This window comes from Microbacterium sp. MYb45 (assembly GCF_002979655.1).
GTDB lineage: Bacteria > Actinomycetota > Actinomycetes > Actinomycetales > Microbacteriaceae > Microbacterium.
This window is the reverse complement of record NZ_PCPG01000005.1, coordinates 14,414-32,674: the sequence shown is the minus strand read 5'-3', so window position 1 is coordinate 32,674 and position 18,261 is coordinate 14,414. Positions and strand designations below refer to the sequence as shown.

General features: G+C 68.2%; 21 protein-coding genes and 3 tRNA genes. 7 read left to right on the top strand and 17 right to left on the bottom strand.

Going from position 1 to position 18,261, the window contains the following annotated elements; all coding sequences use genetic code 11:
- Window positions 1–2 precede the first annotated feature (2 nt).
- From CQ034_RS10780 to CQ034_RS10715, 14 genes are all read right to left on the bottom strand, one after another.
- Entirely contained in the window at window positions 3–2,042 is a 2,040-nt protein-coding gene (locus tag CQ034_RS10780) for a PH domain-containing protein (protein WP_105711037.1), read from the bottom strand.
- Window positions 2,039–2,620: a PH domain-containing protein gene (locus CQ034_RS10775; RefSeq protein WP_029262837.1), complete on the bottom strand. Its 582-nt coding sequence runs from the start codon at window positions 2,618–2,620 to the stop codon at window positions 2,039–2,041. The genes CQ034_RS10780 and CQ034_RS10775 overlap by 4 nt, the downstream gene beginning before the upstream one ends.
- The gene (locus CQ034_RS10770; RefSeq protein ID WP_029262838.1) at window positions 2,571–3,053 is read right to left on the bottom strand and encodes a DUF3180 domain-containing protein; all 483 of its coding nucleotides are present in this window, start codon (window positions 3,051–3,053) and stop codon (window positions 2,571–2,573) included. Before CQ034_RS10770 ends, CQ034_RS10775 begins: the two co-directional genes overlap by 50 nt.
- Window positions 3,050–3,589: a 2-amino-4-hydroxy-6-hydroxymethyldihydropteridine diphosphokinase gene (folK, locus tag CQ034_RS10765; protein WP_105711036.1), complete on the bottom strand. Its 540-nt coding sequence runs from the start codon at window positions 3,587–3,589 to the stop codon at window positions 3,050–3,052. The genes CQ034_RS10770 and folK overlap by 4 nt, the downstream gene beginning before the upstream one ends.
- Window positions 3,586–3,981, bottom strand: a complete 396-nt coding sequence (gene folB, locus CQ034_RS10760; RefSeq protein WP_029262840.1) for a dihydroneopterin aldolase — start codon at window positions 3,979–3,981, stop codon at window positions 3,586–3,588. Before folB ends, folK begins: the two co-directional genes overlap by 4 nt.
- A 44-nt stretch (window positions 3,982–4,025) precedes the next feature.
- Window positions 4,026–4,835: a dihydropteroate synthase gene (gene folP / locus CQ034_RS10755; protein WP_105711035.1), complete on the bottom strand. Its 810-nt coding sequence runs from the start codon at window positions 4,833–4,835 to the stop codon at window positions 4,026–4,028.
- The gene (folE, locus tag CQ034_RS10750; RefSeq protein WP_105711034.1) at window positions 4,835–5,440 is read right to left on the bottom strand and encodes a GTP cyclohydrolase I; all 606 of its coding nucleotides are present in this window, start codon (window positions 5,438–5,440) and stop codon (window positions 4,835–4,837) included. The genes folP and folE overlap by 1 nt, the downstream gene beginning before the upstream one ends.
- A gap of 1 nt (window position 5,441) precedes the next feature.
- Window positions 5,442–7,442 (bottom strand): ATP-dependent zinc metalloprotease FtsH, encoded by a 2,001-nt coding sequence (ftsH, locus tag CQ034_RS10745; RefSeq protein ID WP_105711033.1) that lies wholly within the window; start codon window positions 7,440–7,442, stop codon window positions 5,442–5,444.
- 71 nt (window positions 7,443–7,513) lie between these two features.
- Complete coding sequence (gene hpt / locus CQ034_RS10740) at window positions 7,514–8,065, bottom strand: hypoxanthine phosphoribosyltransferase (protein WP_029262844.1); 552 nt, start codon at window positions 8,063–8,065, stop codon at window positions 7,514–7,516.
- 55 nt (window positions 8,066–8,120) lie between these two features.
- Window positions 8,121–8,573 carry a hypothetical protein gene (locus CQ034_RS10735; protein ID WP_105711032.1) on the bottom strand — a complete coding sequence of 151 codons (453 nt, stop codon included), beginning with the start codon at window positions 8,571–8,573 and terminating at the stop codon, window positions 8,121–8,123.
- Between the two features lie 148 nt (window positions 8,574–8,721).
- Window positions 8,722–9,225 (bottom strand): hypothetical protein, encoded by a 504-nt coding sequence (locus tag CQ034_RS10730; RefSeq protein WP_258134183.1) that lies wholly within the window; start codon window positions 9,223–9,225, stop codon window positions 8,722–8,724.
- Between the two features lie 26 nt (window positions 9,226–9,251).
- The gene (locus CQ034_RS10725; RefSeq protein ID WP_136025628.1) at window positions 9,252–9,695 is read right to left on the bottom strand and encodes a hypothetical protein; all 444 of its coding nucleotides are present in this window, start codon (window positions 9,693–9,695) and stop codon (window positions 9,252–9,254) included.
- A 62-nt stretch (window positions 9,696–9,757) separates the two neighbouring features.
- Window positions 9,758–11,653, bottom strand: a complete 1,896-nt coding sequence (locus CQ034_RS10720) for an alpha/beta hydrolase (RefSeq protein ID WP_105711031.1) — start codon at window positions 11,651–11,653, stop codon at window positions 9,758–9,760.
- Window positions 11,650–11,919: a hypothetical protein gene (locus tag CQ034_RS10715; RefSeq protein WP_029262849.1), complete on the bottom strand. Its 270-nt coding sequence runs from the start codon at window positions 11,917–11,919 to the stop codon at window positions 11,650–11,652. Before CQ034_RS10715 ends, CQ034_RS10720 begins: the two co-directional genes overlap by 4 nt.
- A 138-nt stretch (window positions 11,920–12,057) precedes the next feature.
- Here CQ034_RS10715 and CQ034_RS10710 point away from each other — a divergent pair, with 138 nt between their 5' ends.
- Window positions 12,058–12,660 (top strand): DUF937 domain-containing protein, encoded by a 603-nt coding sequence (locus CQ034_RS10710; RefSeq protein WP_105711030.1) that lies wholly within the window; start codon window positions 12,058–12,060, stop codon window positions 12,658–12,660.
- A gap of 51 nt (window positions 12,661–12,711) precedes the next feature.
- Here CQ034_RS10710 and tilS read toward each other — a convergent pair whose 3' ends face one another.
- Window positions 12,712–13,704, bottom strand: coding sequence for a tRNA lysidine(34) synthetase TilS (gene tilS, locus CQ034_RS10705; RefSeq protein ID WP_105711170.1), 993 nt, complete (start codon window positions 13,702–13,704; stop codon window positions 12,712–12,714).
- Between the two features lie 64 nt (window positions 13,705–13,768).
- Here tilS and CQ034_RS10700 point away from each other — a divergent pair, with 64 nt between their 5' ends.
- Together CQ034_RS10700 and CQ034_RS10695 are read left to right on the top strand one after the other, a co-directional pair.
- A complete protein-coding gene (locus tag CQ034_RS10700) occupies window positions 13,769–14,416 on the top strand; it encodes a TMEM175 family protein (protein WP_105711029.1) in 648 nt (215 codons plus the stop codon).
- Between the two features lie 40 nt (window positions 14,417–14,456).
- On the top strand, window positions 14,457–14,948 hold the full coding sequence (locus CQ034_RS10695; protein ID WP_105711028.1) for an inorganic diphosphatase: 492 nt from the start codon (window positions 14,457–14,459) through the stop codon (window positions 14,946–14,948).
- An 80-nt stretch (window positions 14,949–15,028) separates the two neighbouring features.
- On the opposite strand, the gene CQ034_RS10690 is transcribed toward CQ034_RS10695, so the two are convergent.
- Window positions 15,029–16,405: a M23 family metallopeptidase gene (locus CQ034_RS10690; RefSeq protein ID WP_105711027.1), complete on the bottom strand. Its 1,377-nt coding sequence runs from the start codon at window positions 16,403–16,405 to the stop codon at window positions 15,029–15,031.
- 210 nt (window positions 16,406–16,615) lie between these two features.
- Here CQ034_RS10690 and CQ034_RS10685 point away from each other — a divergent pair.
- From CQ034_RS10685 to CQ034_RS10670, 4 genes are all read left to right on the top strand, one after another.
- Window positions 16,616–16,688 (top strand) — tRNA-Glu (locus CQ034_RS10685).
- A 29-nt stretch (window positions 16,689–16,717) separates the two neighbouring features.
- A tRNA-Asp gene (locus CQ034_RS10680) sits at window positions 16,718–16,791 on the top strand.
- A gap of 69 nt (window positions 16,792–16,860) precedes the next feature.
- Window positions 16,861–16,933 (top strand) — tRNA-Phe (locus CQ034_RS10675).
- 89 nt (window positions 16,934–17,022) lie between these two features.
- Window positions 17,023–17,355 carry a hypothetical protein gene (locus CQ034_RS10670; RefSeq protein ID WP_258134182.1) on the top strand — a complete coding sequence of 111 codons (333 nt, stop codon included), beginning with the start codon at window positions 17,023–17,025 and terminating at the stop codon, window positions 17,353–17,355.
- An 18-nt stretch (window positions 17,356–17,373) separates the two neighbouring features.
- Here the strand turns inward: CQ034_RS10670 and CQ034_RS10665 are convergent, their stop codons facing one another.
- Window positions 17,374–18,219: a transposase gene (locus CQ034_RS10665; RefSeq protein ID WP_105711025.1), complete on the bottom strand. Its 846-nt coding sequence runs from the start codon at window positions 18,217–18,219 to the stop codon at window positions 17,374–17,376.
- Window positions 18,220–18,261: the final 42 nt, after the last annotated feature.

Here is an 18,261-nt window from a genome sequence, read left to right as displayed (position 1 = left end):
CGTCACTCCTCCGGCTGATCCGACGGTGCGGGCGGCGGCGTCCTCCGCCGCCGCAACTGCGGCTCAGCCGGCGGCTCAGCCGGCGCTGCAGCAGGGTCGGGCTGTGCTGCCGCAGGAACCACAGGCGAAGGCGGAGCTGCGGGAGGTGCCGCAGGGGCGGGAGGTGCCGCCGGTGCCGCAGCAGGCGGCGTGAATGCCGGCGGCGCGTACGATGCCGGCGGGGCGTACGATGCCGGCGGGGCGAACGGCGCCGGTCGCGCCCCCGGCGCCGGGGGCGCGAGGTTCGGCACGAATGGCGGCGGCGGCGGAGTCACGGACGGCGGACCTGCGTACGCGGGCGGCCCCACGGGCTGCGTCTCGGATGCGGCGGCCGCATGCTCGCTCCAGCGGTGGGTCGTGTCGCGCGATGCGGCCTCGGCGGCCGCCCGGCTGACGTCGTCGAGCAGCGCCAGGGCATCGGCGCGCTCGAGGCCGGAGAGGTAGCCGGTGATGGGTCCCGGAACCGAATGCACCTGCGCGCCCGAGACCCGCTGCGACCGGTCGATCGGCCCCTGACTGAGCGAGACGCCCTGCAGGCGCGCGAGCGGGAACACGGCGAGCTTGCGCCAGACGATGCCCCGACGCAGCAGCAGGCCGAACTCCTCGACGAGGTAGCCGTGGCGCTTCCAGGAGAAGGGACGCCGCCACCATGCGCGCCGCGGCATCGTGCGGTACGTGTCGCCTTCGACCGGGCCGACGACGCCCTGCTCCCAGAGTGAGTGGATGCTCTCGGCGGGAACGTCCGGCAGCACCAGCGCGAGCACGCGCTCGACGTCGGCGCGCTTGCCGACCGGCAGCACCACGTTGAACTGCTGTCCACTGCCGGAGGACTGCTGAGCGGCGCTCTTGCCGCTCATCCGGTTGATCTTGATCGTCCACCAGCCGAACGGGCGCCACAGCAGCGACTGCGTCACCTCGACGGCGAAGATGCGCCCAGGCGGGAGCGTCTCGGTCACGGTCGTGAGGAGCCCGTACGTGATGCGCACGCCGTCGGGGGTGGGGGCGATCGAGTAGCGCAACGACTTCGAGATCTGCGCCCAGGTGATGCCGACCACGGCGATCACCAGCGGTACTCCCATGCCGAAGCCCAGGCCGAGCAACACGACGCCGCCGTCGGTGTCGCCATCGATCAACAGGCCGATCAGCGCGCTGCCGAACGCGATCGCGAAGATCGCGCCGAAGAACACGACCCACAGCAGACCCGAGATCAACTGCGATCCGACGAGGCGCCCGGTCGGGATCTTGACGACGCTCTCGGGGACGACGTCGGCGAGGTCGACGCCCGCGAGGAGGTCGTTGACTCCGGCGTTCACCGATCCGACCAGCTGCGCACGCGCGGATCCCGGCGCGGTCGCAGCCGGGGCCGAGACGGAACCCGGGTTCAGCGCGGCGTTGCGGGCCGCTCTGGCGCCCGATGCCAGGCGCAGGATGTCCGACCTCACGGACTCGGCGCGCGACGTCGCGAGGTACTCGAGTTCGACGTTCGCATCGTTTCCGGCGCCCACGACCTCCAGCTTCGCGAGTCCGATGATGCGCGCCGGGAACGGACGGGTCAGGTTGACGCCCTGCACGCGATCGAGCGGAGCCCGGCGGTGCGAGCGGAAGATGAACCCCTTGCGCACCTCGACGTGGTCGCCGGTGATCCGGAACTGATGGAAGCGCCAGACGAACCAGAAGATCAGCACGAGAACGATGACGAGTCCCAGCACACTGAGCAGCGCGACGAGGATCAGGTTGTTGGAGAGCACCCAGTCGACGGGATCGCCGCCGGAGTAGTCACCGACGTGCGCCTCTTCCGGCGCGAAGAGCGCGACGGCCCAGGTGATGAGACGATCGCGCATGTTCGTGATCACGATGCCGGCGACGATGATCAGCACCAGCCCGCCCTTGAAGAGCGGCGTGAGCGGATGCATGCGGTGCCACTCGCCGTTGGCGAGGGTGGTCGACGAGTCGACGCCGGTCGCCCGCGTACTCGGGGCGGGCGGGAGCTGCGGCTCGCTCACAGGCCGGTCCGGCGGGTCTCGGCGACGTGGATGAGGGTGTCGCGCAGCGCCTCCGCCGCCTCCTGGGTGAGGCCGGGGATCTGCACGCCGGTCGTCGCGGCGGCCGTCACCATCTTGAGCTGCGCGATGCCGAAGCCGCGGTCGAGCGGGCCCTGGGTGATGTCCACCAGCTGCATACGGCCGTAAGGCACGGCGATCATGCGCTGCCAGAGGATGCCCTTGCGGAACACGATGTCGTCAGCGCGCAGCATGTAGCCGATCGCCTTCGCCTGCCGCGGGAGGATGATGAGCGCGATCACCGTGATGAGGAGGACGACTCCGGCGGGGATCCACACCCACTGCTGGTCCAGCACGAGGCTGAGCACGAGCGCCGCGGCGGCGACGATCACGAGGAAGATCACGTTCTGCACGATCTGCGACACCACGTAGCGCGGCGAGATCTGGTGCCACGCACCGTCGAGTTCCAGCCGGGCCTCGTTCCGAGCCGTCCGCAGCTCGGAGTACGTACCCTGATCGAGGGCGTCGAGGTCAGTGCCCTCCGCCGGGTTCAGGGGCGCGGTCTCTGGGTTCTGAGTCATCAGGATCCTTCGGCAGGGTGCAGAACTGTTCGGCGACGAGCGCGGCGATCGTGAGGACGATCGCGCTACCGATGAGGGCCAGCATGGCCACAGTCGACCCTACCTGTGGATCGACCGGCCGCGAGAGGAGGAACACCAGCAGCCCCGCTCCGAAGCCCGCCATGATGGCGCCGAGCAGGCTCGAGGCACGGGCGAGCGTCGCCGCTCTCAGCGCGCGGAACGGATCGATACGCACGCCCGAGCGCACGCTGCGGCGCACCGGCCAGGCGACGCCCAGGGAGGCAGCGGCGATGAGCAGAAGCAGCACCGGGAGCAGCAGCGACGGCGTGAACGTGACCCGGCCGGACGCCGTGAGCAGATGATCGAGCAGGAAACCGCCACCGGCCGCGAGCAGTGCGAGCAGAAGCAGGAGCCCCGCAGAGGTGCGCCTCATCGTTCGCCCCGGCCGCGCAGATCGGCCGCGAGGTCGGCCACGCGCCCTCGTCCGAGAAGCTCCGCATCCGGGTCGACGTCGAGCCAGGGGTCGAGCACGAAGAGGCGTTCCGCGGCGCGCGGATGCGGCAGCTGCAGACGCGGTTCGTCCGAGACGACGTCCCCGTACGCGATGAGGTCGAGGTCGAGCGTGCGGTCGCCCCACCGCTCGCGGCGCTCCCGACCGTTCTCGTCCTCGATGGCGTGCAGCATCCCGAGCAGGATCTCCGGGGCGAGACGCGTGGTGACCAGCGCGACCGCGTTCACGTACCCCGGCGCCTCGGGATCCGGTCCGTCGAGGCGGAGTGCGACGGTCTCGAACAGGTCGGAGAGTCGCACATCGCTCACGAGCGGCAGGCGGGCGATCCGTTGCGCCGCGGCGCGGATCGTCTCGTGCCGGTCACCGAGGTTCGCGCCGAGGGCGACGACGGCCACGGTCTCCGGGCGTGCCGGGCGGGGGCCGGGCAGCTCGGGCGCTTTCGCGAGGTCCCGGCTCATATCGTGATGTCCTCGAGCGCCTGCGGCGGGCGGCTGCGGTTCACAGTGACCGCCACATCGGCGAAGTTCAGCGGGATCGGGGCGTGCGGCTTGTGCACGGTCACCGTCACGTTCTGCACCCGCTCGTCCTCGAGCGCCGCCGACGCTATGCGTTCCGCGAGCGTCTCGATCAGATTCACCGGCTCGCCCGCGACGATCGCCGCCACCTTCTCGGCGAGCTCGCCGTAGTGCACGGTGTCGGTCACGTCGTCGGAGGCCGCGGCCTGATCCAGCGACAAGCGCAGGCGGAGGTCGATCGTGAAGTCCTGGCCCTCTTCCCGCTCGTGCGTGTAGACGCCGTGGCGGCCGAAGACGGTCAGACCGGTGAGGACGATCTCATCGAGGAAATCCATGACTCTAGCGTACGGGGGACCCATCCCCTCGGCTGGGTGGGGGTTCAGCCTGCCCAGGCGTGCGTGATCGCGAGCGCATCGCGGGTGCCGGCCACGTCGTGCACGCGCACCGCCCACACCCCGGCGCGGGCCGCCAGGGCGCTGGTGACGGCCGTCGCGAGATCGCGGCGTGACTCGGAGACCTCGTCGTCCGCGCCGGCTTGCTGACGCAGCGCCTCCGCCAGGAAGCGCTTGCGCGAGGTGCCGATGAGCACGCGAGGACCCAGAGCGACGATCTCGTCGAGTCCGCGCAGCACGTCCCAGTTCTGCGCGCCGGCTTTCGCGAACCCGATACCCGGATCGAGGATCAGTCGCGACGGTGCGATCCCGGATGCGGCGGCTTCGCCCATGCGCTCCTGCAGCTCTCCCGCCACCTCGCGCGCGACGCGACGGTACTCGGCGTTCGCATACATGTCGGAGGAGAATCCGCGCCAGTGGCCGATCGCGTAGTCTGCCCCGGATTCCGCGACGGCTGCCCGCATGTCGGGGTCTGCAAGCCCTCCGGAGACGTCGTTCACGATGCGCGCGCCGGCCCGCACGGCTGCGGCGGCGGTGGCCGCATTGAGTGTGTCGATGCTGACGGGCACGCCCGCCGCGGCGAGCTGTTCGATCACCGGGATCACGCGCTGCTGCTCGATATCGGTGCCGACGCGTTCGGCGCCGGGCCGGGTCGACTCGCCGCCGACATCGAGCACCGCGGCGCCTTCGGCCCGCAAGCGCAGACCGTGGGCGACCGCCCGATCGACGTCGAGGTAACGACCGCCGTCGCTGAAGGAGTCGGGGGTCACATTGACGATGCCCCAGATGCTCGTCATCAGCGCGTTGCTCCGGATCCCGCCGACGCGCCGATCAGCGTGATGAGCTCGGTCCTGGCGACGGCATCCGTGTACTCCCCGCGCGCCGCGATCGTGAGGGTGGACGCCTCACTCTGGCGTCCGCCGCGCATCGTGACGCAGCCGTGCGAGGCGTCGAGCACGACGAGCACTCCCCGGGTGTCGAGGTGCTCCGCGATCGTGTCGGCGATCTGCTCGCCGAGACGCTCCTGCACCTGGGGACGGGCGGCGAGGATCTCGACCACGCGCACGAGCGCCCCGAGGCCGACGACCTGCTCGCCCGGGAGATACGCGATGTGAGCGTGCCCGGCGAACGGCAGCAGGTGGTGCTCGCACACCGAGCGGAAGCGGATGTCCCGCAGCAGCACGGCCCCGGAAGGCAGGGTGTCGGGAGCGGGTCCGCGCGAGACGCTGATGGTGCGTGCGAGCGGTTCGGCGGGATCCTCCCCGACCCCCGCGAAGAACTCGGAGTACAGCTCGGCCATGCGCGACGGCGTCTGCTTCAGCCCCGGTCGATCAGGATCTTCGCCGATGGCCTCGAGCAGCTCGCGGGTGAGTCGCTCGACACGGTGCCTGTCGACGGTCACGTCACGCCGTCGCGGGTCGCGGGTTCCCGGCTCCCGCCGAGCCCTGCTGCGCGCGGGGTGCGGTGGCGGGTGCCTCGACGGATGCCGCGAGCGAGACGTCCTTCTTGGGCACCTCGATCGGGGGCCGCTCCGACACCGGACGGTCTTCACTCGACAGCCACAGCGGACGCTCCGGAAGCTTCTTCACCTCGGTGAAGATCTCGGCGATCTGGTTGTGGTCGAGGGTCTCCTCCTCGAGGAGCGCCAGGGCGAGCTTGTCGAGGATGTCGCGGTTCGCGCTGATGACCTCGTACGCCTCGTTGTGCGCCTGCTCGATGAGCGCGCGCACTTCGGCATCCACCCGCTCGGCGACGCGCTCGGAGTATTCGCGGCCACGGCCCATGTCACGACCGGCGAAGGGTTCGCCGCCCTCGCTGCCGAGCTTGACCGGTCCGACCTGTGTGGTCATGCCGTACTCGAGCACCATCTTGCGGGCGATCGACGTCGCCTTCTCGATGTCGTTCGATGCACCGGTGGTCGGGTCGTGGAAGATGATCTCCTCGGCGACGCGACCGCCCATGGCGTAGGTCAGTTGGTCCTGCAGCTCGTTGCGGGTGACCGAGTACTTGTCGTCCAGCGGCAGCACCATCGTGTATCCGAGGGCCTTGCCGCGGGGCAGGATCGTGATCTTGGTGACCGGGTCGGTGTAGTTCATCGCCGCCGCCGCGAGGGCGTGTCCACCCTCGTGGTACGCGGTGATCAGCTTCTCCTTGTCGCGCATCACACGGGTGCGGCGCTGCGGTCCGGCGATCACGCGGTCGATGGCCTCGTCGAGGGCGCGGTTGTCGACCAGCTGCGCGTTCGAGCGGGCGGTGAGCAGCGCGGCCTCGTTGAGGACGTTGGCCAGGTCTGCACCGGTGAACCCGGGGGTCTTGCGGGCGACGACTTCGAGGTCGACGTTCTTCGAGAGCGGCTTGCCCTTGCTGTGCACCTCGAGGATCCGCTGGCGGCCCTTGAGGTCAGGGGCGTCGACCCCGATCTGGCGGTCGAAGCGGCCGGGGCGCAGCAGCGCCGGGTCGAGGATGTCGGGGCGGTTGGTCGCGGCGATCACGATGACGTTCGCGTTCGGGTCGAAGCCGTCCATCTCGACCAGCATCTGGTTGAGGGTCTGCTCGCGCTCGTCGTTTCCGCCGCCCATGCCGGCACCGCGGTGGCGGCCGACGGCGTCGATCTCGTCGATGAAGATGATGGCGGGGGCGTTCTCCTTGGCCTGGCCGAAGAGGTCGCGCACACGGGAGGCACCGACACCGACGAACATCTCGACGAAGTCCGATCCGGAGATCGAGTAGAACGGGGCGCCTGCCTCGCCGGCGACGGCGCGGGCGAGGAGCGTCTTGCCGGTTCCGGGAGGGCCGTACAGGAGCACGCCCTTCGGGATGCGGGCGCCGATGGCCTGGAACTTCGCGGGATCCTGCAGGAACTCCTTGATCTCGTGGAGCTCTTCGATGGCCTCGTCGGCACCGGCGACGTCGGCGAAGGTGACGGTCGGCGTCTCCTTGTTGACGAGCTTGGCCTTGGACTTGCCGAACTGCATGACCTTGCCGCCGCCGCCCTGCATCGACGACAGCAGCCACCAGAACAGGAGGCCCAGCAGCACGAGCGGGAGGAGGAGCGAGAGGAAGCCGTCGAACCAGGTCGCACGCGGCACGGCGTCGTTGAAGCCGTCCTTGGGAGCAGCCTCGTTGATCGCGCTGACAACCTCGTCGGCGCGGGCGTCGACGTAGTAGAACTGCACGTTCTCGGAGCCCTCGAACGCCTTGGAGAGGGTCATGTCGACGCGCTGGTCGCCGTCGGTGTTGACGACCTCGGTGACCGTGGTGCCGGAGAGGAGCTTGAGCCCCTCCTGCGTCGTGATCTGCTTGGGCGCACCCAGATTCGAGATCAGCAGGAAGCCGCCGAACAGCAGCAGGCCGATCAGCGCGACGTAGATCAGCGGATTCCGGGTGAGCTTCTTCACATCCATGATCGGATCAGCGTATCGCGCGCGCCCTAGGGGGTCGCTGTGCGTTCACCCACGGCGTAGCGTGCCGCCCGTCAGGAGTAGACGTGCGGGGCGAGCACCGCGACGTCGCGCAGGTTGCGGTAGCGCTCGTCGTAGTCGAGGCCGTATCCGACGACGAAGTCGGTGGGGATGTCGAAGCCGACGTACTTGCAGTCGATGTGGACCTTCGCGGCCTCGGGCTTGCGCAGCAGGGCGAGCACCTCGATCGACTCGGCACCGCGGGATCCGAAGTTCTCGAGCAGCCAGCTGAGGGTCAGCCCCGAGTCGATGATGTCCTCGACGATCAGGACGTGCTTGCCGTTGAGATCGGTGTCGAGGTCTTTGCGGATCTGCACCACACCGCTCGACTTGGTGCTGGCACCGTAGCTCGACACCGCCATCCAGTCCATCGGGGCGTGGAACGGCAGAGCCCGGGCGAAGTCGGCCATGACCATGACAGCACCCTTGAGGACGCCGACGAGGACCAGGTCCTTGCCCTCGTAGTCCTGCGCGACCTGCGTCGCCAGCTCATCGAGCTTGGCGAGGATCTCCTCCTCTGTGACGAGGATCTGAGCAAGGTCGTCCTGGATCTCCGCGGCGCGCATGGATCGATTTTAGGTGACGGAACCGGGTGCTCCGGTTCAGGGTTCTCCGTTGCGATCAGGAATGGATCTCATCGTGGTCGCCGCGGGTGGTCTTCGGGCTGAGCACGCCGATCTCGATGGTCTCGTACTTGCCCTCCTCGGAGCGGACCCAGGTCACCTCGACGTACCAGTCGTCCTTGCCGTAGGCGTCTGCGGTACGCCGCCCTTCCGAGGTCTCACGTGCATCCGTGTGCTCCCACCCGTCTGCGAGCAGCTGGGTGGCGATCGCCTTGGCCGAGTCCTCAGAGGCCCCGTCACGCTGGACCGGCTCGACGTGGGTGTCGACCTGCCACCAGACCGAGTCCTCGACAGACGGTTCGGCGGAGACCGGGTTCTGGAGCATCCGCCCTCGGGACTCCACATCGGGCGTCGTCGACGGCGCAAGGTCCGCCGGGATCATCCCCACGATCTCCTCCGCCAGCACTTCCGCCTGCACCTGATACTCATCAAGGCGACTCTCGGCCGTCATCGCACACCCTCCCACGATGCATGCCGCAGCAAGCACCGCCAACGCACCCCAGAGACGCCTCATGCGTCAGGACGACAGCTCGTCGCTGTCGACGCGCACCATCTCCGGGCTCACCATGAGGACGCGCTGGCTCCCTGTTCGGCCTCGGTCAAGAGGAGATGTCATCATGGTCTCCGCGCACCGTCGTGGGGCTGACAACCGAGATGTCGAACCGTTCGACCTTGCCTGGTTCAGACTTCACCCACGCGATCTCCACGTACCAATCGTCCTGTCGGAAGCCGTCCGTGATCGTGCGGCCTTCGCCTGTCTCGCGGACGCGCTCCACCGTCCAACCATCCGACTTCATGGCCTCCGTGACGGCGGCAATCGCCTCAGCCGCTGCACCCTCCCACTCCACAAGGCTGACGTAGGCCCGAGCCTGCCACCAGGCGGGATCGCCCGGACGTTTCTCGGCGGTGACACCGTTCTGCGGCGCCTGCCCCCGCGACTCCAGCTCAGTATCGAGCGCCGGCTCCAGGTGAACGGGGATGAGCTCGACGACACTCATCGCGAGCGTCTCACTCTCCGCCTTGTACTCGTCGAGTGGACTCTCCGGTGTCGGTGGCACCGCGCATCCTCCCAGAATCAGCACGCAGACGAGCGCGATCATCATTCCCGTCAGTCTTCGCACCATTCGGCTCAGGAATGGATCTCGTCGTGATCGCCACGGATCGTGTCAGGGCTCACCACGAGGACCCTCAAGCTCTCGATCGTTTTCGGAGTAGAGCGTACCCATGCGACACGCACATACCATCCGTCCCGTCGGTACTCATCCGTCTTGTAGACCGGATCCGGGGAGCCCGACTCTTCAGCCTTCTTCCATCCGTCGTCAACGAGCGCGGTTTCGATTGCTGTGGCCGCGGTCTCGGACGCCGCAGGCTCGTCGAGCATGACCACCGAGGTCTTCACTTCCCACCAGGCGGGCGTTTGAGGGGTGTCTCCCATGCTCTGCGCCAGCCGCCCGGCGGAGGCACTATCCGGGGCTTCATCCGCAATCACTGCTGCGGGAATGGACTCCACGACCTGCTGCGAGATCGCCTCGCCTTCAGCTCGAAACTCATCCAACCGACTGTCAGCCGACACGGCACACCCTCCGATCAAGCCCACCGACGCGAGCAGTGCAACGATTCCCCACCATCTCCGCATCAGTCGATCCTCACATAGTGCGGCTCATAGTCCGAAGCATCGATCCCATCGATCGCAATGCTGGAGTATCCACCCGTGACGTACTCATTCGGAGCCCAACTGATCGCCTCGCCGCCGGTGATGACCTCGACGATGTTGTGAAACGCGGTCGACCGCGGATTGAGCACGGAGCTGTGACTCTCAATCCCATTCGGGAAGCCGTAGTCCTCGAGGTCGGCGCTATCGGGATCTGCATGGTCGATCCATCCAGTCTCCAGACGCGTAACGTCGTCGGCCAACAACGGGGACTGGCCGTGGATCGCATACCAATCGTCGTGATCACCCTGAATCATCCCCACCACGGCGTCGTTCCTAGCCATCATCGAGTAGTGCGGAACGCCGGATGTGTACGGGAAATCTTCGACGCCGGCCACCCCAGCCCCCATGCCGGCCGCAGAGACGTAGAGAATACGGTCGGCCTTCAAACCGGCCTGCTCCGCCAACCCCACGGTCGCGCCGCCGTAGCTGTGTCCCATAACGGTGAGAGTGGAATAGGCCGGGCGTTCGATGCCCGCGACGAAATCGACCAGCTTCGGAGCGAGATCATGGGAGTACGAAGCATCCGTGGGGCCGGGGACTTCCAGCTGCGGAAAGCTACCGCCAGCCCATTGGAACACTGCGCTCCCCGGGCCGTTCGCATCGATAGCCGCGGAATAGAGACTTGCTCCGGTTCCGTGACCGAATTCACTGATTGTGGTCGTCGTTCCCGGCACGGAGACCGCCACGTTCTGCACCCAGACCGGGATGTCGCCGGTGACGGGGTCGATTGCTCCGTGATAGGTCGCAATGGCATTCGCATCAGCATTGAAGACGACGACCTGAGCTCCACTGTGCTTGTGTTCGCGGCCGGACTCGTCGTACCAGACTGGCTGCTCATCGAGCAGATCCTTCCACGCACCGATCGGCTCCCGCAGCTCGGCGATCTCGTCGCTCAGGCTCTTCCGTCGCTGGGCGCTCCAGTGGTTCCGCGCCGTCATCCCGTCGAGCTTCTCCTGGAGCCGGGCGATCTCCGCTTCCCGCCGCGCGATCTCGGCGCGCATGTTTGTGTGGTTCGCGGTGACCCGGTCACGGATCGGGATGCCGTTGAGGTTCCCGAGGATCATCGGTGATGCGGCAAGCAGCGCATCCCGCGTCGCCTGATCCATCGTGTTCCACGTCTCACGGATGATGTCCGGATCCCCGAGACCGGCCAGGGACTCGGCCGTGATCGCATTGACGTTCCCCGCCCACGCGAGACTGGCTGCCGCGAACCCCGCACCGCCGACCTTCCCGCCCTGCGTGACGGCGGAGATGAGCGGTACGGCGGCGATCGCGTTCACGGCACGCTGGTCGATCGCAGTGCGCTCCTCCGCCAGCGCGTTGTACGACGCCCGCGCCGTGTAATAGTCGTCGATCGCGTCCTGCCAGCGACGCAGGTAGCTCGGGTCGTCGACGTACATCCACGACGGCAGCACCGCGTCCCACGGCAGCGCCCAGCCCGTGACGAACTCGCTCGCCGCGCTCAACGCCTCGGCCCGACGCACGAAGATGTGGTCGTACGCATTCTGCGCGCCCCGCAGCCGACGGGCAGCCTCGCTCTTCAGCCCCTCCAGGTCGGTCACATACGCCGACACCGCGGTCGAGATGCCGTCCAGTCCCTCAGCCGCCTCGCCCATGCGCTGCGACAGGAGCACGACTCGCGCACCGAGTGCATCCGCCGCGGACGCCGTCATCGACGTGATGCTCGCCAGCGCCGCATCCGCATCACCCTTGCGCTCTCGCGACGACGCCGCCCGCGTGGAGAACGTGGTCGCGTACCCGCTCACGGCGCCCGCATCTCCGCGAGCCGGATCGTCGATCAGGCCTGGCAGACTCATTGCGCCGCCTGCTGCGCGAGCGCCTCGTCGTTGGCGGTGAAGGTCGATGCAACGGATGCCGCATCGGTCGCAGAGTTGGTCGCCGTCTGCGCGAGGGCCGACAGGATCTGCGTTACCAGCGACTCGGCCTCGCCCAGCGCACCTTCGACCGAAGACGACCCGGTGCCTCCGAACGACAGGCACGACGTGATGATCGGCGCGGCCCCCGCAGTGAGCCGTGCCTGCGCTGCGTCGAGCGCCTCTTTCTGCACATCGAGATCGGTCACCGATCTTCCTTCCCCCCGGAAGCTTCCACCATAGAACGTGCGGCCGACGGTGGCGATGGGCAGATCTCCCCATCCCCACCGCATCCGCACTACTGTGAGCGGTGATGTGGGCGGACGCCCCGGACGGAAGGATTCACCATGGCTCTTGACGACATCCTCACGCAGGTTCCGATCGACGACATCGCCGAGAAACTGGGGGTCTCGCGAGACGAGGCGAAGGTTGCTGTCGAGCAGGGCGGCGCCGTGCTGCTGGGCGGGCTCGCGAAGAACGCAGAGACCGACGAGGGCTCCGCGGCCATCCAGAACGCGCTGAAGAAGCACGAGGGCACGGCCGGCGCTTCGAAGGTCGACGACATCGATCAGGCCGACGGCGACAAGATCGTCGCGCACATCCTCGGCTCCAAGAAGACGGAGGTCACGAAGGAGCTCACCGAGTCGAAGGCTACTCCCGGCATCGACTTCGGCAAGCTCCTCCCGATCCTCGCCCCCATCGTGATGGGCCTCATCGCGAACGCGACGAAGGACAAGACCGCGAAGGCGGATGCCGGAGCCGAGAGCTCGGGCGGCATCGGCGACGTCATCGGCGGGATCCTCGGCGGCGGCAACAGTGGCGGTTCGGCCGGCGGAGGCGGAATCGGCGACGTGATCGGCGGACTGCTCGGCGGTGGCAAGAGCGGCGGCTCCGGCGGCGGCATCGACCTCGGCGGCATCCTCGGCGGCCTCTTCGGCGGCAAGAAGTAGTCACACCCCGCACTTCCGGTCGCGAGGCGAAGGCGCTTCGGCGGAGGGTCCTCAGCGACCGGATGCAGTGAACACGATGCGGCCGCCCTGGCGCACAGCCGCGCACCCGGGCAGATCGATCGGCCCCTGACCGCGCCAATCGGTGACGAGCCGCGCGACCTCGATGGTCTGCGTCCTCGTGAGGCTCACCCCGAACTCGCTGTCGACGACCAGGCGGATGATGCGGTTGCGCAGTGCTGCGGGGTTGGCGGCGAGCGCGGCGACGCTCACCGAGATCCCCGCCTCCGCATGCTCGACGATGTCCTCGATCGTCTCGTGGATCATCTCGTCGAAGGCCTCGGCGTCCTCCCGCAGCTGCTCCGCGGTGCGGACGAGCGCCTCGGCGATGCCCGGACCGAGCTCGGCCTCGAGCACCGGCAACACGCGCTCCCGCGCCCGCACCCGCGCGTAGCGGTCATCGACATTGTGAGGGTCGTCCCAGACCTCGAGATCGGATGCGGCGCAGAACGCCCGTGTGGTCTCGCGACGGACGCCGAGCAGCGGACGCAGCCAACGGAGCCCGTCGTCGTCTTCCCGCGAGGGCGCCATGCCCTGCAGGCTGGTGGCGCCCGAGCCGCGGGCGAGTCCGAGGAGCACGGTCTCGGCCTGGTCGTCGAGGGTGTGGCCGAGCAGAACGGCAGCGGCGCGGACATCCGCCGCCGCGTCACGGAGCACACGGTACCGCGCGTCGCGCGCTGCGGCCTCAGGTCCGCCTTCGCCATCCACCTGCACGCGCACGATCAGCGGGTCGAGTCCGAGCGCCGCTGCCGCCTGTGCCGCCGTCGACGCGACCTCGGCGGAGTCATCCTGCAGGCCGTGGTCGACGGTCAATGATGCCGCACGGAGACCCAGCTTCGACGCTTCGAAGGCCGTCGCCGCGGCGAGCGCGAGAGAATCGGCGCCCCCCGAGAGCGCGACGATCACGGTCGAACCTTCGGGAAGGTCGACGAGCGCGGTGCGCACGGCCAGGCGGATCTCGGCGATGGCGGGAGAGAGTGTTGGCACGGTTCCACGGTAGGGCACGGTCACACCCCTGCGGGCGGCACGACCACGGGACTATCCTGACGCCGTGAACGATCACCCCCGCACTCAGCCGTTCCGGTCCGAACGGTTCAAGGCCTTCGTCGATGCCGTGGTGGCGATCGCCATGACGCTGCTCATCCTTCCCCTGATGGAGTCGGTGTCCGAGGCCGCATCCGACCATAAGAGCACGGCCGAGTTCTTCGACGAGCACTCGGGTCAGCTGCTGAGCTTCGGGCTGAGCTTCCTCCTGATCGCGACGTTCTGGATGGGACACCATCGCCAGTACCGGAACGTGGAGTTCGTGACCGGGCCCCTGCTGTGGATCAACGTCGCGTGGATGGCGACGATCGTGTGGCTCCCGGTTCCGACCGCGATGATCGGGCAGATGGACACCGACCCGCTCCAGGCCGTGGTCTACATCGGCACGCTGATCATGACGCAGGTGACCACCCTCGCCGGATGGCTCTACCTGGCGCGCCATCGCGACCTCGGCACCGTGTCGACCGAGACCATCCGACTGGGGGCCATCGGCGATGTCGCCGCGATCGTCCTGTTCACCGCCGCACTCGCGATCGCCGTCGCGGCTTCGCCGAACGGATACACGGGGCTGTTCCTGCTGCTCCTGAGCGACCCGATGAGCCGTCTGCTGAATCGTCTCCTCCGAAAGCGCCGGAGCGAGCCGCAGGTAGGCTAGTCCGCAGCATCCAACCGAACTTTTCCTGAGGAGCACACGCATGGGCGCACACGACGCCGTCATCGAGATCCCGCGCGGCAGCCGCGTGAAGTACGAGGTCAACCACGAGACCGGACGAGTGCACCTCGACCGCGTGCTCTACACGACCTTCGGCTACCCGGCCGACTACGGCTACTTCGACAACACGCTCGGCGAAGACGGCGACCCGCTCGACGTGCTCGTGCTCCTCGACCACGCCATCTACCCGGGCGTCGTCGTCGAGGTCCGTCCCGTCGCCGTGCTGAAGATGAGCGATGAGGCCGGCGGGGACGACAAGCTCGTCGCCGTGCTGTCGAAGGACCCGCGCTGGGCACACATCCAGGACATCGACGACATCGCCGACTACACGAAGAAGGAGATCTCGCACTTCTTCGAGCACTACAAGGACCTCGAGCCCAACAAGTGGGTCAAGGTCGACGAGTGGGGGAACGCCGCCGAGGCGCAGCGCATCCTCGACGAGGCGATCGTCCGTTTCGGCGAGCAGGGTCACTGACTCGCTGAGTCGCCAGACACGAAAGACCCCCGGGCCGCAGAAGCGGCCCGGGGGTCTTTTCGGTTTCGGTGGGCCTGCGATCAGGCGGAGACGCCGTGCCGGGCCAGGAACTGCACCGGGTTGATGGCGTTGCCGCGGTCGTAGACCTCGAAGTGCAGGTGGCATCCGAACGAGCGACCCGTGTTGCCGGCGTAGGCGATGACCTGCCCGGAGCGGACCCACTGGCCGGACCTGACGATGATGCCGCCGTTGCGGATGTGTGCGTAGCCGGTGCCGATCCCGCCGCCGTGCTGGATACGGATGTAGTTGCCGTAGCCGCCGTTGTAGCCCGCGTAGTCGACGGTGCCGGACTGCGCGGCGTAGATCGCGGCGCCACAGCCGTTCGCGAAGTCGGTGCCGTAGTGGAAGCTCGAGGAGCAGCCCTGCGGACCGCACTGCTGCGAACGCGGACCGTAGCCCGAGCTCTTGCCCCCACCGTGCGGACGGCACCAGCCGCCGCTGCCCTGGGTTCCCCCGCCGCCACCGCCGCCGCCACCACCGCCGCCGTTACCGGCGGCAGCCGCTGCTGCCTCGCGGGCCTCGCGTTCCTTGCGCTTCTTCTCCTCGAGGGCGACACCGGCCTTGTAGCCTTCGACGGTCTTCGCCGTCGCGTCCTTCAGCGCTGCGAGCTGCGCCTGCATGGTGGCGAGGTTGGCGGACTGCTCGTCGAGCGCGGCCTGAGCGGCGTCGGCAGCCTGCTGTGCCACGACCATCTTCTCTTCGGCGATCTTCTGCAGCCGATCGCGCTCGTCGCGGGCGACCACGGCCTGGTCGCTCATCGACTGCGCGGAGTTCCGGGCGGCGACGGCATCGTCGTACACCGACTGGTTGTACTCGAAGAGCTTGTCCATCGTGCCGAGCCGCGCGAGCAACTCGTCTGCGTTGTCGGCAGAACCGGTGAAGAGGAGTTCGAGAGAGGTGTCGTCACCGCCGTTGCGGTACAGCTGCGCGGCGACCTGCCCGGCCTTCTTCGCGGACTCGTCGGCCTTCGCCGACTGCTCGTCGGCCTTCGCCTGCAGGGAATCGGCTTCGGTGGCTGCAGCGAAGTACTTCTGCTGCGCGTCGTAGAACTCGTCTGCGGTGGCCTTCGCGACTGCCTGCGTCTCGGCGACCTTCTGGGTCAGCGACTGGATGAGTCCCTCGATGCGGGTGACCTCGGCGGCCTTGGCGGCTTCGCTGTTCTTCGCGCGCTGCACGTCGTCCCAGCTCGGGTACGAGGCGGCATAGGCGGCGGAGACCCCGTTCGAGATGCCGAAGGCGCTGAGCGCCACGACGCTGAGCACGCCGAGACCGAGTGCACCACGGCGGCTGAGGCCGTCTTTGCTGAACGCACGGCGTTCGGTCGGGCTGGGCGCGCAGCCGCAATCATCTGAAGCCGCGGCAACCGCAGCGTCCAGAGTGTTCTGGTCGTCGTTCACACGGCCCCTTCCGCCGGTTTCACAAATGCCACACTAACAACAACCGTCACATCTGCACCAGGCCGAGCATGCGGTCGCCAGCGCACGCCTGACGGGTCCATCGTCCTCCTGAAACACGCCCGGGGGAAGGCGCCGCGCCCTCGATTCGCGATTTGCCCAGAACATCCCTTATGCTTGAGCGTCGGCAAGGAAGTCCCCCGGGACTGACTCGGCCCCATCGTTTAGCGGCCTAGGACGCCGCCCTTTCACGGCGGTAGCACGGGTTCGAATCCCGTTGGGGTCACACCTTCCGATACAATTGAAAACAAGTATGGCCCTGTAGCGCAGTTGGTTAGCGTGCCGCCCTGTCACGGCGGAGGTCGCGGGTTCAAGTCCCGTCAGGGTCGCTCCGTGCGTTGAGCTCTTTCTTCGGAGAGGGCTCTTCGTCTAGGACGCGACAGGTTCGCCGGTCGCGCGGCTCTGTAGCTCAGTTGGTAGAGCGTTCGACTGAAAATCGAGAGGTCACGGGATCGACGCCCGTCGGAGCCACACGAGTGATCATTACAATCACTCCAGAAACCCTCGCCTAGCTTCTACATGGCGGGGGTTTTGCCTTTCCCAGCTAGGCTTCGGTCATCATGGATGACTCCGCCCGACCTGCGCCCGAGCGACAGACCGGGATGAACAGCCGCCGGATCGAGCTCACGATGCGACGCCCGCGGTTCACGCTCTATGCGGGGATCAAGCCGACTCTCGTCATCGGCGAGCGTGGGCAGCCCACGCAGTGGGGTCGAGGTACGTGGCAGGTTCCGTCCGACCAGCCGGTCGCCATCGGCGTCTACCTCTTCAACCGCGTGTGGCACTTCGGCCGAGCGGAGGCCACCCTCGATCCGGAGGATGGCGCCGCGTGGGAGTACCGGGCGCCGATGCTGCCATTCCTGCCCGGGCGCCTCGGCCACAGCCGCGGCTGACCGGGCCGCCCGATCGCCCTACAGCTCCTCCAGCGCTTTCTGGGCGCGCGTGACGGCGCCCGCCGCAGCCTCCGACTGCTGCCTCGCATCGGACTGTCGGTCCTTCGCCTGCTGCAGGTCCTTATCCACGCGCTCCGCCTCCGCGCGGGTGCGCGCGAGCTGAGCCTCGAGCTCGGCCACGCCCTTGGCGAGCTCCGCCGCCCTGGTCTGCAGATCCTGCAGAGCCGCGTCTTGCTTGGCGAGCGCGCGCTCCGCAGCCTTGCGCTCCTTCTCCGCGCTCGCAAGCAGGCGCTGCGCGTCGCGGCGGAGGCGTCGCGCCTGCAGCTCATCCGGCGGCCGCTGCGGCACCGACTCCAGCTCCGGGATCTCCCCCACCACGGCATCCCGGATGTCGTCGGATGACGCCGAGGCCTCGATCGCCCGCATCAGCCGCCCGGAGGCGACGGCGCCCGCCGCTGCGGGGTCGAAGAAGGCGGCCGAGATGCTGCCCTCCACTGCCTCCCGTGTCGCAGACGTGATCTTCTCACCACGGGATCCCGCCAACTCGGCCGCCATCTCCGCGAGGCGTCTCGTGAGCGCACGGCGCTCCCTGCCGAGCTTCGCCAGCGCCGGCGCATCCAGGTCCTCCTGCGCTTCGCGAAGCTCTGCGGCCAGTTGCAGCGCCTCCCCCAGCTGCCCGGCGCGCTCCTGGGCGAACAGGTTCACCACCCAGGCGGCGACCGACGGCTTTCGCAACGCGCGGATACGTGCCGCGAGCACGCGGTCCTCGACACTCTCCGCGTGGGTCTCTCGCGACGATACGAACGACTCCGGCGGACCGGCGTACAGGGCTGCGGCGATCTCTTCGAACGTCGGGCCAGCCATGCGCCCACGATACGCCGTGCGCCGTCCGGCGGGGCTGCGGGA

Bases quoted from the DNA above. Each gene is read 5' to 3' on its own strand.
- folB (WP_029262840.1), bottom strand. From the start codon at position 3,981: ATGGATTTCCTCGATGAGATCGTCCTCACCGGTCTGACCGTCTTCGGC.
- CQ034_RS10720 (WP_105711031.1), bottom strand. From the start codon at position 11,653: ATGAGTCTGCCAGGCCTGATCGACGATCCGGCTCGCGGAGATGCGGGC.
- CQ034_RS10770 (WP_029262838.1), bottom strand. From the start codon at position 3,053: ATGAGGCGCACCTCTGCGGGGCTCCTGCTTCTGCTCGCACTGCTCGCG.
- CQ034_RS10670 (WP_258134182.1), top strand. From the start codon at position 17,023: ATGGATGACTCCGCCCGACCTGCGCCCGAGCGACAGACCGGGATGAAC.
- CQ034_RS10665 (WP_105711025.1), bottom strand. From the start codon at position 18,219: ATGGCTGGCCCGACGTTCGAAGAGATCGCCGCAGCCCTGTACGCCGGT.
- ftsH (WP_105711033.1), bottom strand. From the start codon at position 7,442: ATGGATGTGAAGAAGCTCACCCGGAATCCGCTGATCTACGTCGCGCTG.
- hpt (WP_029262844.1), bottom strand. From the start codon at position 8,065: ATGCGCGCCGCGGAGATCCAGGACGACCTTGCTCAGATCCTCGTCACA.
- CQ034_RS10735 (WP_105711032.1), bottom strand. From the start codon at position 8,573: ATGACGGCCGAGAGTCGCCTTGATGAGTATCAGGTGCAGGCGGAAGTG.
- CQ034_RS10710 (WP_105711030.1), top strand. From the start codon at position 12,058: ATGGCTCTTGACGACATCCTCACGCAGGTTCCGATCGACGACATCGCC.
- CQ034_RS10775 (WP_029262837.1), bottom strand. From the start codon at position 2,620: ATGACTCAGAACCCAGAGACCGCGCCCCTGAACCCGGCGGAGGGCACT.
- folK (WP_105711036.1), bottom strand. From the start codon at position 3,589: ATGAGCCGGGACCTCGCGAAAGCGCCCGAGCTGCCCGGCCCCCGCCCG.
- CQ034_RS10730 (WP_258134183.1), bottom strand. From the start codon at position 9,225: ATGATGATCGCGCTCGTCTGCGTGCTGATTCTGGGAGGATGCGCGGTG.
- CQ034_RS10695 (WP_105711028.1), top strand. From the start codon at position 14,457: ATGGGCGCACACGACGCCGTCATCGAGATCCCGCGCGGCAGCCGCGTG.
- folP (WP_105711035.1), bottom strand. From the start codon at position 4,835: ATGACGAGCATCTGGGGCATCGTCAATGTGACCCCCGACTCCTTCAGC.